Annotated in this window: 12 protein-coding genes; 10 read left to right on the forward strand and 2 right to left on the reverse strand. The window is 54.4% G+C overall.

Annotation, left to right across the window (positions count from 1 at the left end; translation table 11 throughout):
- The first annotated feature begins 12 nt into the window (after window positions 1-12).
- The 7 genes from dapF to corA all read left to right on the forward strand — a co-directional run bounded on the left by dapF (window position 13) and on the right by corA (window position 6,817).
- Window positions 13-837 carry a diaminopimelate epimerase gene (gene dapF, locus FDX11_RS04740; protein WP_042314013.1) on the forward strand — a complete coding sequence of 275 codons (825 nt, stop codon included), beginning with the start codon at window positions 13-15 and terminating at the stop codon, window positions 835-837.
- The gene (locus FDX11_RS04745) at window positions 834-1,541 is read left to right on the forward strand and encodes a DUF484 domain-containing protein (protein ID WP_038634510.1); all 708 of its coding nucleotides are present in this window, start codon (window positions 834-836) and stop codon (window positions 1,539-1,541) included. The genes dapF and FDX11_RS04745 overlap by 4 nt, the downstream gene beginning before the upstream one ends.
- A complete protein-coding gene (gene xerC, locus FDX11_RS04750; RefSeq protein ID WP_006686068.1) occupies window positions 1,538-2,440 on the forward strand; it encodes a tyrosine recombinase XerC in 903 nt (300 codons plus the stop codon). The genes FDX11_RS04745 and xerC overlap by 4 nt, the downstream gene beginning before the upstream one ends.
- Window positions 2,440-3,156, forward strand: a complete 717-nt coding sequence (yigB, locus tag FDX11_RS04755) for a 5-amino-6-(5-phospho-D-ribitylamino)uracil phosphatase YigB (RefSeq protein WP_137361400.1) — start codon at window positions 2,440-2,442, stop codon at window positions 3,154-3,156. Before xerC ends, yigB begins: the two co-directional genes overlap by 1 nt.
- An 88-nt stretch (window positions 3,157-3,244) precedes the next feature.
- Window positions 3,245-5,407 (forward strand): DNA helicase II, encoded by a 2,163-nt coding sequence (gene uvrD / locus FDX11_RS04760; protein WP_038634502.1) that lies wholly within the window; start codon window positions 3,245-3,247, stop codon window positions 5,405-5,407.
- A gap of 247 nt (window positions 5,408-5,654) precedes the next feature.
- Entirely contained in the window at window positions 5,655-5,711 is a 57-nt protein-coding gene (gene ysgD, locus FDX11_RS25225; RefSeq protein ID WP_212723238.1) for a YsgD/CorL family protein, read from the forward strand.
- Between the two features lie 155 nt (window positions 5,712-5,866).
- The gene (gene corA / locus FDX11_RS04765; protein ID WP_038634499.1) at window positions 5,867-6,817 is read left to right on the forward strand and encodes a magnesium/cobalt transporter CorA; all 951 of its coding nucleotides are present in this window, start codon (window positions 5,867-5,869) and stop codon (window positions 6,815-6,817) included.
- 69 nt (window positions 6,818-6,886) lie between these two features.
- Here the strand turns inward: corA and rarD are convergent, their stop codons facing one another.
- On the reverse strand, window positions 6,887-7,783 hold the full coding sequence (gene rarD, locus FDX11_RS04770) for an EamA family transporter RarD (protein WP_061381049.1): 897 nt from the start codon (window positions 7,781-7,783) through the stop codon (window positions 6,887-6,889).
- A gap of 51 nt (window positions 7,784-7,834) precedes the next feature.
- Window positions 7,835-8,302 carry an acyl-CoA thioesterase YigI gene (gene yigI, locus FDX11_RS04775; RefSeq protein WP_042314003.1) on the reverse strand — a complete coding sequence of 156 codons (468 nt, stop codon included), beginning with the start codon at window positions 8,300-8,302 and terminating at the stop codon, window positions 7,835-7,837.
- 165 nt (window positions 8,303-8,467) lie between these two features.
- Here yigI and pldA point away from each other — a divergent pair, with 165 nt between their 5' ends.
- The 3 genes from pldA to rhtC all read left to right on the forward strand — a co-directional run bounded on the left by pldA (window position 8,468) and on the right by rhtC (window position 11,939).
- Window positions 8,468-9,337, forward strand: coding sequence for a phospholipase A (pldA, locus tag FDX11_RS04780; RefSeq protein ID WP_042314001.1), 870 nt, complete (start codon window positions 8,468-8,470; stop codon window positions 9,335-9,337).
- 88 nt (window positions 9,338-9,425) lie between these two features.
- Entirely contained in the window at window positions 9,426-11,255 is a 1,830-nt protein-coding gene (recQ, locus tag FDX11_RS04785; protein WP_038634489.1) for an ATP-dependent DNA helicase RecQ, read from the forward strand.
- Window positions 11,256-11,318: 63 nt separating this feature from the next.
- Entirely contained in the window at window positions 11,319-11,939 is a 621-nt protein-coding gene (gene rhtC, locus FDX11_RS04790; protein ID WP_038634488.1) for a threonine export protein RhtC, read from the forward strand.
- The last annotated feature ends 45 nt before the right edge of the window (window positions 11,940-11,984 follow it).

Here is an 11,984-nt window from a genome sequence, read left to right on the forward strand (position 1 = left end):
ACGGAGTGAATGATGCAATTCTCTAAAATGCATGGCCTTGGCAACGATTTTATGGTCGTCGACGCGGTAACGCAGAATGTCTTTTTCTCACCAGAGCTGATCCGCCGCCTGTCCGACAGGCATCTCGGCGTTGGGTTTGATCAGTTGCTGGTGGTTGAACCTCCGTATGATCCGGAGCTGGATTTCCACTACCGTATTTTTAATGCCGACGGCAGTGAAGTGTCACAGTGTGGCAATGGCGCCCGTTGTTTTGCCCGTTTTGTTCGCCTGAAAGGGCTGACCAATAAGCGTGATATTCGCGTCAGTACCGCGAATGGTCGTATGGTATTAACCGTAACCGACGACGAGCTGGTACGGGTGAATATGGGGGAACCCAACTTTGAGCCTTCGCAGGTTCCGTTTCGCGCCAACAAAGCAGAGAAGACCTATATTATGCGCGCGGCCGAACAGACAGTATTGTGCGGCGTGGTTTCAATGGGGAATCCGCACTGCGTAATTCAGGTTGATGATGTTGATACGGCCACTGTGGAAACGCTGGGACCGGTGCTGGAAAACCACGAACGCTTTCCAGAACGTGCCAACATCGGCTTTATGCAGGTGGTAAAGCGCGAGCATATCCGGCTGCGCGTCTACGAGCGCGGGGCGGGCGAAACGCAGGCCTGCGGCAGCGGTGCGTGCGCCGCTGTTGCGGTAGGTATTCAGCAGGGCCTGCTGGCAGAAGAGGTGAGGGTGGAGTTACCTGGCGGTCGACTTGATATCGCCTGGAAAGGTCCGGGTCATCCGCTGTATATGACTGGCCCGGCGGCACATGTCTACGACGGATTTATTCACTTATGAAGCAACCAGGGGAAGAACTACAGGAAACGCTCATGGAGCTCGACGATCGGGCGGTCGTCGATTACCTGCAACGTAATCCTGAGTTTTTTATCCGTAATGCCCGGGCAGTTGAAGCGATGCGCGTCCCACACCCGGTGCGGGGCACGATCTCTTTAGTTGAATGGCATATGGCGCGGGCACGTAATCATATTAATGTGCTTGAAGAGAACATGGCGTTATTGATGGAACAAGCCAACGCCAATGAAAGCCTGTTCTATCGTCTGCTAAATCTGCAAAGCCGCCTGGTGTCGGCCAGCAGTCTTGACGATATGCTGATGCGATTTCATCGCTGGGCGCGTGAACTAGGGCTGGCCGGCGCGACGGTTCGTCTGTTTCCGGACCGGTGGCGACTCGGTGCGCCATCAAAATTTACGCATCTGGCATTAAGCCGCCAGGCCTTTGAACCGTTGCGTATTCAGCGTCTGGGCCAGTCGCAGCACTATCTTGGACCGCTCAATGGACCGGAACTGTTGGTCATGATGCCGGAGGCGAAAGCGATAGGTTCGGTGGCGATGTCGATGCTGGGGCAAGATGGTTCCCTGGGCGTGATGTTATTCAGCAGTCGTGACGTTAATCATTATCAGCAGGGACAGGGTACGCAGCTATTGCAGGAAATCTCGCTGATGTTGCCGGAGCTGCTGGAGCGCTGGATTGAACGCGTATGACCGATTCACCCCTTTCTCAGGATGTGGCGCGCTTTTTGCGCTATCTGGGCGTTGAGCGCCAGCTTAGCCCGATCACATTGCTTAATTATCAGCGTCAGCTTGATGCCATCATTGCGCTAGCCGGAGAAACCGGTCTGCAAAGCTGGCAACAATGTGATGCTGCAATGGTACGCAGTTTTGCCGTGCGCAGCCGTCGTAAAGGGTTGGGACCGGCGAGCCTGGCATTGCGTCTCTCCGCACTACGCAGTTTCTTCGACTGGCTGGTCAATCAGGGCGAGCTGAAAGCCAATCCGGCAAAAAGCGTTTCCGCGCCGAAAGCGCCACGTCACTTACCTAAAAATATCGACGTCGATGACGTTAATCGTCTGCTGGATATCGATCTCAACGATCCCCTTGCCGTGCGCGACCGGGCGATGCTGGAAGTGATGTACGGCGCGGGGCTGCGTTTATCTGAACTGGTTGGGCTGGATATTAAACATCTCGATCTCGACACCGGCGAAGTGTGGGTGATGGGCAAGGGTAGTAAAGAACGTCGTCTGCCGATTGGCCGCAATGCGGTGGCGTGGATTGAGCACTGGCTGGATCTGCGCGGCTTATTTGGCGGGGATGACGATGCGTTGTTCCTGTCAAAACTAGGCAAGCGCATCTCTGCGCGTAACGTGCAGAAACGCTTTGCGGAATGGGGTATCAAACAGGGGCTGAACAGCCACGTCCATCCCCACAAATTGCGCCACTCTTTTGCGACGCATATGCTGGAGTCTAGCGGCGATCTGCGCGGGGTGCAGGAGTTATTGGGGCATGCCAATCTTTCGACCACCCAAATCTATACCCATCTTGATTTTCAACACCTGGCTTCAGTGTACGATGCGGCGCATCCGCGCGCCAAACGGGGGAAATAATGCGTTTTTACCGGCCTTTGGGGCGTATTTCTGCGCTCACCTTTGACCTTGATGACACCCTTTACGATAACCGTCCTGTTATCACACGCACCGAGCAGGAAGCGCTCGCGTTTGTACAGAATTACCATCCGGCGTTGAATTCGCTGCAAAATAGCGACCTACAGCGCTTACGTCAGGCCGTTCGCGACGCTGAGCCGGAAATCTATCACGACGTTACCCAATGGCGTCACCGCGCCGTAGAGCGCGCTATGCTGGAGGCAGGTCTGTCAGCGGCAGAAGCCTTGATGGGGGCGAATGCGGCGATGATGAATTTTGCCAAATGGCGTAGCCGCATTGATGTTCCGCAATCGACGCATGACACGCTGAAGGCGCTGGCCCGCAAATGGCCGCTGGTGGCGATCACCAACGGTAACGCGCAGCCGGAGCTGTTTGGTCTGGGCGATTACTTTGAATTTGTGCTGCGCGCCGGTCCCGATGGGCGATCAAAACCGTTCAGCGACATGTACGCGCTGGCGGCGGATAAACTGAAAATGCCAGTGGGTGAGATTCTGCATGTGGGCGATGACCTGACGACAGACGTTGCAGGCGCTATTCGTTGTGGTATGCAGGCTTGCTGGATCAAACCGGAAAATGCCGACCTGATGCAAACTGCAGACAGCCGTTTGCTGCCGCATATCGAAATTTCACAGTTGGCATCTCTGACCTCGCTGATATAATCACCAGCAGAACTCTGTATATATACCCAGCTTTTTGGCGGATGGCGCTACGCTTCTCCGCCTTACCTACTTTTACGCGGCGGTGCCAATGGACGTTTCTTACCTGCTCGACAGCCTTAATGATAAACAGCGTGAAGCGGTGGCCGCGCCACGCAGCAACATGCTGGTTCTGGCAGGCGCGGGGAGTGGTAAAACTCGCGTACTGGTGCACCGTATCGCCTGGTTACTGACGGTAGAGAACAACTCGCCGTACTCTATTATGGCGGTGACCTTTACCAACAAAGCGGCAGCGGAAATGCGCCACCGTATTGGTCAGATCATGGGAACCAGCCAGGGCGGAATGTGGGTGGGGACCTTCCACGGTCTGGCGCACCGTCTGTTACGCGCGCACCATATGGATGCCAACCTGCCGCAGGACTTCCAGATCCTCGACAGCGAGGACCAACTGCGTCTGCTCAAGCGCCTGATCAAGGCGATGAACCTGGACGAAAAGCAGTGGCCGCCGCGTCAGGCTATGTGGTTTATCAACAGCCAGAAAGACGAAGGGCTGCGCCCGCACCATCTGCAAAGCTACGGCAACCCGGTCGAACAGACCTGGCAGAAGGTCTATCAGGCTTATCAGGAAGCGTGCGATCGCGCGGGGCTGGTGGATTTCGCCGAACTGCTGCTGCGCGCCCATGAACTGTGGCTCAACAAGCCGCACATTCTGCAGCACTACCGCGAACGCTTTACCAATATCCTGGTGGACGAATTCCAGGATACTAACAACATTCAGTACGCCTGGATCCGCCTGCTGGCGGGCGACACCGGCAAGGTGATGATCGTGGGCGATGATGATCAGTCGATCTACGGCTGGCGTGGGGCGCAGGTGGAGAACATTCAGCGCTTCCTCAACGATTTCCCGGGCGCAGAAACCATTCGTCTGGAGCAGAACTATCGCTCGACCAATAATATTCTGAGCGCAGCTAACGCCCTGATTGAAAATAACAACGGGCGCCTGGGTAAAAAACTGTGGACCGACGGCGTCGACGGCGAGCCGATCTCGCTGTATTGCGCGTTCAATGAACTTGATGAAGCGCGCTTTGTGGTCAATCGCATCAAAACCTGGCAGGACAACGGCGGCGCGCTGGAACAATGCGCCATTCTGTATCGCAGCAACGCCCAGTCGCGCGTGCTGGAAGAAGCCTTACTACAGGCTAGCATGCCGTATCGTATCTATGGCGGGATGCGCTTCTTCGAACGCCAGGAAATCAAAGACGCGCTCTCCTACCTGCGCCTGATCGCTAACCGCAATGACGACGCCGCGTTTGAGCGTGTGGTGAATACGCCAACCCGCGGGATTGGCGATCGTACTTTAGATGTGGTGCGCCAGACCTCGCGTGACCGCCAGCTAACGCTGTGGCAGGCCTGTCGTGAACTGCTGCAGGAAAAAGCCCTGGCCGGTCGCGCCGCCAGCGCCTTACAGCGCTTTATGGAATTGATTGACGCGCTGGCACAAGAGACTGCCGATATGCCGCTGCACGTGCAGACTGACCGGGTGATTAAAGATTCCGGCCTGCGCATGATGTACGAACAGGAAAAAGGCGAGAAGGGTCAGACGCGTATCGAAAACTTAGATGAACTGGTGACGGCAACGCGCCAGTTCAGCTACAACGAAGAAGACGAAGACTTAATGCCGCTGCAGGCGTTCCTGTCTCATGCTGCGCTGGAAGCGGGCGAAGGACAGGCGGATACCTGGCAGGACGCGGTACAGCTGATGACCCTGCACTCGGCGAAAGGGCTTGAGTTTCCGCAGGTGTTTATCGTGGGGATGGAAGAAGGCATGTTCCCGAGCCAGATGTCGCTGGATGAAGGCGGACGTCTCGAAGAAGAACGTCGCCTGGCCTATGTCGGCGTGACCCGCGCGATGCAAAAGCTGACGCTTACCTACGCCGAAACGCGCCGTCTGTACGGCAAAGAGGTTTACCATCGTCCGTCGCGCTTTATTGGCGAACTGCCGGAAGCGTGCGTTGAAGAGGTGCGTCTGCGCGCCACGGTTAGCCGTCCGGTGAGCCATCAGCGGATGGGCACGCCAATGGCGGAAAACGATACCGGCTACAAACTTGGCCAGCGGGTACGCCACGCGAAGTTCGGCGAGGGCACCATCGTCAACCTCGAAGGAAGCGGCGAGCACAGTCGTTTGCAGGTCGCGTTCCAGGGGCAGGGGATCAAATGGCTGGTGGCGGCTTACGCAAGACTGGAAACGGTGTGATCGCCTGATGTCGCTGCGCTTATCGGGCCTGGTGACCAGGTAACATTTTGATTTGTAGGCCGGATAAGGCGAAGCCGCCATTCGGCTATCTGCCGGTTAATATTCTGAAATCATAGATAAATAATTCCCCTCTGCTAACCTTTCTGTATAAGGGGAAATTATTACTTTTTCGCCATCCGTTGCGTGTTGACGTCAAAATTTTGCTGGCGTAACATGCGCGCACGATTACGCTAAGAGGACATTCGCCTTGGACACACCCAGTAGATACTGGCTCATTATCCTGTCATCCAGGATCAACTCCTAAGGCTATCCCTTTTTGCTGATAGCCTTCGCGGTTGTCAGCGACCTTCTGTTTTTTTCCCGTCGCGCTGAGTCAGGCTGTTTAATGGTCTGAAACCCAATTTGTTTCTGTGTGCCCTCCGAACTGTCCGATAATTTTTTGCATTGGGAGTCCCGGTCATGCTGAGCGCATTTCAACTGGAAAACAATCGGTTAACTCGCCTTGAGGCAGACGAGATCGAGCACCTGGCCAGTTCGGTTTGGGTCGATTTAGTCGAGCCGGATGACGAAGAACGAAACCGTGTGCAAAAGGACTTGGGCCAGAACCTGGCCACGCGCCCTGAACTGGAAGATATCGAAGCATCCGCACGTTTTTTTGAAGACGAAGATGGCCTGCACATTCACTCCTTCTTCTTCTATGAAGACGCCGACGATCACGCGGGTAACTCAACCGTTGCATTTACCATTCGTGAAGGTCGCTTGTTTACCCTGCGCGAACGCGAACTGCCGGCGTTTCGTCTGTATCGCATGCGCGCACGTAACCAGGCGATGGTGGATGGCAACGCTTACGAGCTGCTGCTCGACCTGTTCGAAACCAAAATTGAACAGCTGGCGGATGAGATTGAAAATATCTATAGCGACCTGGAAAAACTCAGCCGTGTGATCATGGAAGGGCGTCAGGGCGATGAGTATGACGAAGCGCTTTCCACGCTGGCGGAACAGGAAGATATCGGCTGGAAGGTACGCCTGTGTCTGATGGATACCCAGCGCGCACTGAATTTCCTGGTGCGTAAAGCGCGTCTGCCAGGTGGTCAACTGGAGCAGGCGCGTGAGATCCTGCGCGATATCGAGTCTCTGCTGCCGCATAACGAATCGCTGTTCCAGAAAGTTAACTTCCTGATGCAGGCGGCGATGGGCTTTATCAATATCGAGCAGAACCGCATTATCAAGATCTTCTCGGTGGTCTCGGTGGTGTTTCTGCCGCCGACGCTGGTGGCTTCCAGCTACGGGATGAACTTTGAATTTATGCCGGAACTGCACTGGAGCTTCGGTTATCCTGGCGCGATTGTCTTCATGATGCTCGCAGGTCTGGCGCCGTATCTGTACTTCAAACGTAAGAACTGGCTTTAATGGCGGTGTCTTACCAGGCCTACAGAACCCGTAGGCCTGATAAGCGTAGCGCCATCAGGCAAAAAGCATTCACATCCCCATACGCGTTCTGCGTTGGGTATAAATCGCATCCATCACGAAAATCGCCAGCGCCACCCAGATAAACGCAAACGTGACCATTTTATCCGCTCCCGGCACTTCACCGTAAAAGGTGATCGCCAGCAGGAACATCAACGTGGGTCCGATATACTGGAAGAAGCCCAGCGTGGAAAGACGCAGGCGGGTCGCTGCGCCGGTAAAGCACAGCAGCGGAATAGTGGTCACGACACCCGCGGCAATCAGCAGCAGATTGAGCGACATCGGGTTTTGCCCGATATGGCTGGTTGGGCTATCCGCAATGCCAAACAGATAGATTGCAGCCACGGGTAAGAGCCACAGGGTTTCAATCAACATACCGGTTTGCGCTTCAACGGCAATCTTCTTACGCACCAGACCATAAAAAGCAAAGCTGAACGCCAGTCCCAGCGCGATTATCGGCAACGAGCCGAAGGTCCACAGCTGTACCAGTACGCCGCAGGCGGCTAACAGTACCGCCAGCCACTGCATGCGACGAAAGCGCTCGCCGAGGAAAAGCATCCCCAGCACGATATTCACCAGCGGGTTAATAAAATAGCCGAGACTGGCTTCCAGCATATGGTGATTATTGACCGCCCAAATGAACAGCAGCCAGTTTCCGCCAATGAGCACCGCAGAGAGCGCCAGCAGGAAGATCTTCTTTGGCGTTTGTAGCAGCGTTTTAACACCCGACCACTGGCGGCTGATGCTCATCAGCACCACCATAAAGAAAAATGACCAGATGACGCGGTGCGTCAGGATCTCATCTGCCGGGACATAGTAAATCAGCTTGAAGTAGGCGGGAGCGATACCCCAAATAAAATAGGCAGCAAGAGCGAGTAACACGCCCTGCCGCGTTTGTTTAGCATCCATCGGGAAAACTCATTGCAGAAATGTAACAGCAGTTTACCTTTTTTTAAGCGCTTACCCCACCATATAAGTGGCGGTTGCGCTGGCGATATAGCGCTGTTCTTCGTTATGCAGTTCCACGCGCGCAACGGCTACTTTATTACCCGCCCGCAGCAGGCTGCTGGTAGCGGTAAAGCGATTCCCTCTCCCCGGGCGCAGATAATCAACGCGTAAATCGATGGTGCCCATACGTGACATGCGCTGACGCAGTTCGTCCTCACTGATCGTTTCGTGACGGGTCAACGTGCTGCCTACACACACCAGTCCGGCAGCAACGTCGAGTGCTGAGGCGATCACCCCGCCATGCAGAATGCTTTGCGCCCAGTTCCCGACCATCATCGGTTGATTATTAAACGCTAATTGCGCAAATTCTTTTTCATAGCGTTCCAGTTCCAGCCCCAGCGCACGGTTAAACGGCATATGATAAACAAACATTTCACCCACTAACTTCAGGGCTTCTTCAGCGGTCAGTACAGCAGACATACGATCTTAATACCTTATTGGTTAATGAAATGTTGATATTATGCTTATTATTTGTTGTTTTCTACTTTAGGACGGGATAACTAACGAGGAGCGAGCTAAGTATGTAGAATGCTTGTCAGAAAATTATACAATTCATCAATATTTTGGTTCAGGAGAACATTACCGATGCGGGCGATTCTGGGATGGTTACTACCAGCAGTCATGCTGCCGTTGACCGCGTATGCGCAGGAAGCGACAGTAAAAGAGATTCATGATGCACCAGCAGTTCGGGGTAGTATTATCGCTAATATGCTGCAAGAGCATGACAACCCTTTCACGCTTTACCCTTATGACACCAACTACCTTATCTACACCAATACCAGCGACATGAACAAAGAGGCGATCAGCAGCTATAGCTGGTCGGACAATGCGCGCAAAGATGAGGTGAAGTTTCAGCTAAGCCTGGCATTTCCACTTTGGCGCGGAATATTTGGTCCGAACTCGGTGCTCGGCGGCTCCTATACGCAGAAATCCTGGTGGCAGCTTTCTAACAGTGAAGAATCTTCACCGTTTCGCGAAACCAACTACGAGCCGCAGCTGTTCCTTGGTTTCGCCACCGACTATCGTTTTGCCGGGTGGACGTTACGTGATGTCGAAATGGGTTATAACCATGATTCCAATGGTCGCTCCGACCCCACTTCGCGAAGCTGGAACCGTCTTTACACCCGCCTGATGGCTGAAAACGGCAACTGGCTGGTGGAAGTAAAGCCGTGGTACGTCATTGGCAGTACCGATGATAACCCCGACATCACCAAATACATGGGCTATTATCAGCTGAAAATGGGGTATCACCTGGGCGACGCCGTTATCAGCGTGAAAGGGCAGTACAACTGGAACACCGGCTACGGCGGCGCAGAGTTAGGGGCAAGCTATCCTATTACGAAGCATGTTCGTCTCTACACCCAGGTCTACAGTGGTTACGGCGAATCGCTGATTGACTACAACTTCAATCAAACCCGTGTTGGCGTCGGCGTAATGCTTAACGATATCTTCTAACGGATATTGAGAGTATTTTAATCATTGCAGTTTCTCTCTCAGGCGCTGAAAATAGCGCCTGTTTTTATTTCAGGTTAATGGGGTTAATGTGGCGCAGGCGGAAGTGTTGAATCTGGAAATGGGCGCTAAACAGGTTTTACAGGAAACCTTTGGCTACCAACAGTTTCGCCCAGGCCAGGAAGAAATCATCGACACCGTGCTCTCTGGTCGCGACTGTCTGGTCGTTATGCCCACCGGTGGCGGCAAATCCCTGTGCTATCAAATTCCCGCATTATTACTCAACGGACTCACCGTTGTTGTTTCGCCGCTGATTTCCCTGATGAAAGACCAGGTCGATCAACTGCTGGCCAACGGCGTGGCGGCGGCGTGCCTGAACTCCACCCAAAGTCGTGAACAGCAGCTTGAGGTGATGGCCGGCTGTCGCAGCGGGCAGGTTCGCTTGCTTTATATTGCCCCTGAGCGCCTGATGCTGGATAACTTCCTTGAGCATCTTGGACACTGGAATCCGGTGCTGCTGGCAGTTGATGAAGCGCACTGTATTTCGCAGTGGGGACATGACTTCCGTCCGGAATACGCTGCGCTGGGCCAGTTGCGTCAGCGTTTCCCAACCCTGCCGTTTGTGGCACTGACCGCGACCGCGGATGAAACCACCCGGCTGGACATTGTGCGTCTGCTGGGCCTCAACGATCCGTTAATTCAGATCAGCAGCTTTGACCGCCCGAATATTCGCTACATGCTGATGGAGAAATTTAAGCCGCTCGATCAGCTGATGCGCTATGTGCAGGAACAGCGTGGTAAGTCCGGCATTATTTACTGTAACAGCCGCGCCAAAGTCGAAGACACCGCCGCGCGCCTGCAAAGTCGTGGCATCAGCGCGGGAGCCTATCATGCCGGGCTGGAAAACAGCGTGCGCGCCGAGGTGCAGGAAAAGTTCCAGCGCGATGACCTGCAAATTGTGGTGGCGACCGTGGCGTTCGGCATGGGGATCAACAAACCCAACGTGCGCTTCGTGGTGCATTTTGATATCCCGCGTAACATTGAGTCCTACTATCAGGAAACCGGCCGTGCCGGACGTGACGGCCTGCCGGCGGAAGCGATGCTGTTTTACGATCCGGCTGATATGGCGTGGCTCCGCCGTTGCCTCGAAGAGAAACCTGCCGGACAGCTGCTGGATATCGAACGCCATAAGCTCAATGCGATGGGGGCGTTTGCCGAGGCGCAAACCTGTCGTCGTCTGGTTCTGCTGAATTATTTTGGCGAAGGGCGTCAGGAGCCGTGTGGTAACTGCGATATCTGTCTCGATCCGCCAAAACAGTACGACGGCTTAAACGATGCGCAGATTGCGCTTTCCACGATTGGCCGGGTCAATCAGCGCTTTGGTATGGGATATGTGGTGGAGGTTTTGCGCGGAGCGAATAATCAGCGTATCCGCGAGTTGGGACACGATAAACTCAAGGTTTATGGCATGGGGCGCGATAAAAGCCATGAACACTGGGTGAGCGTAATTCGCCAGCTTATCCATCTTGGGCTGGTGACGCAAAATATCGCGCAGCATTCCGCACTGCAGATGACCGATGCCGCGCGTCCGGTTCTGCGCGGCGAAGTCCCGTTGCAGCTTGCGGTACCGCGAATCGTGGCGCTGAAACCGCGCGCTATGCAGAAATCCTTCGGCGGCAATTACGATCGCAAACTGTTTGCCAAATTGCGTAAGCTGCGTAAAGCCATTGCCGATGAAGAGAATATCCCGCCGTATGTGGTGTTCAACGACGCCACGTTGATTGAAATGGCCGAGCAGATGCCGGTTTCGCCGAGCGAAATGCTGAGCGTCAACGGCGTGGGAATGCGTAAACTTGAACGTTTTGGCAAAGAGTTTATGGCACTTATTCGCGCCCACGTCGATGGTGACGACGAAGAGTAGTCAGCCAGGCAAAAAAGTGCCAGGATGGTGACTCACTGAACTATTTCCCCGCGAGTCATTTTTATGTTAACGCTATTTTTTACCGTTGCGTTGGTGCATATCGTTGCGCTGATGAGTCCCGGTCCCGATTTCTTCTTTGTTTCTCAAACGGCCGTTAGCCGTTCGCGCAAAGAAGCCATGATGGGCGTGCTGGGTATTACCTGTGGCGTCATGGTCTGGGCTGGCGTGGCGCTGCTTGGCCTGCATCTGATTATCGAAAAAATGGCCTGGCTGCACACCATTATCATGGTGGGCGGCGGCCTGTATCTGTGCTGGATGGGTTACCAGATGCTGCGCGGCGCGTTTAAAAAACAGGACGTAGCGGCCCCTGCCCCACAGGTTGAGCTGGCACAGAGCGGACGCAGCTTTTTAAAAGGTCTGTTGACCAACCTCGCCAACCCGAAAGCCATTATCTATTTTGGCTCCGTGTTTTCATTGTTTGTTGGCGATAGCGTAGGAACAGGCGCGCGATGGGGCATTTTCGCGCTGATTATCGTGGAAACGCTGGCGTGGTTCACCGTGGTCGCCAGCCTGTTTGCACTTCCGAAGATGCGTCGCGGCTATCAGCGTCTGGCGAAGTGGATTGATGGCTTTGCCGGCGCGCTGTTCGCGGGCTTCGGTATCCACCTGATTATTTCGCGCTAAGCTCCCTTCATGCCGGATAAGCGCTAACGCCATCCGGCACCGTTA

The organism is Citrobacter sp. wls714, from assembly GCF_005281025.1.
Taxonomy (GTDB): domain Bacteria; phylum Pseudomonadota; class Gammaproteobacteria; order Enterobacterales; family Enterobacteriaceae; genus Citrobacter; species Citrobacter werkmanii.

What these genes read in the sequence shown, in the direction of transcription:
- dapF (WP_042314013.1), top strand. Translation starts at nt 13, where the DNA reads ATGCAATTCTCTAAAATGCATGGCCTTGGCAACGATTTTATGGTCGTC.
- FDX11_RS04745 (WP_038634510.1), top strand. Translation starts at nt 834, where the DNA reads ATGAAGCAACCAGGGGAAGAACTACAGGAAACGCTCATGGAGCTCGAC.
- xerC (WP_006686068.1), top strand. Translation starts at nt 1,538, where the DNA reads ATGACCGATTCACCCCTTTCTCAGGATGTGGCGCGCTTTTTGCGCTAT.
- yigB (WP_137361400.1), top strand. Translation starts at nt 2,440, where the DNA reads ATGCGTTTTTACCGGCCTTTGGGGCGTATTTCTGCGCTCACCTTTGAC.
- uvrD (WP_038634502.1), top strand. Translation starts at nt 3,245, where the DNA reads ATGGACGTTTCTTACCTGCTCGACAGCCTTAATGATAAACAGCGTGAA.
- corA (WP_038634499.1), top strand. Translation starts at nt 5,867, where the DNA reads ATGCTGAGCGCATTTCAACTGGAAAACAATCGGTTAACTCGCCTTGAG.
- rarD (WP_061381049.1), bottom strand. Translation starts at nt 7,783, where the DNA reads ATGGATGCTAAACAAACGCGGCAGGGCGTGTTACTCGCTCTTGCTGCC.
- yigI (WP_042314003.1), bottom strand. Translation starts at nt 8,302, where the DNA reads ATGTCTGCTGTACTGACCGCTGAAGAAGCCCTGAAGTTAGTGGGTGAA.
- pldA (WP_042314001.1), top strand. Translation starts at nt 8,468, where the DNA reads ATGCGGGCGATTCTGGGATGGTTACTACCAGCAGTCATGCTGCCGTTG.
- rhtC (WP_038634488.1), top strand. Translation starts at nt 11,319, where the DNA reads ATGTTAACGCTATTTTTTACCGTTGCGTTGGTGCATATCGTTGCGCTG.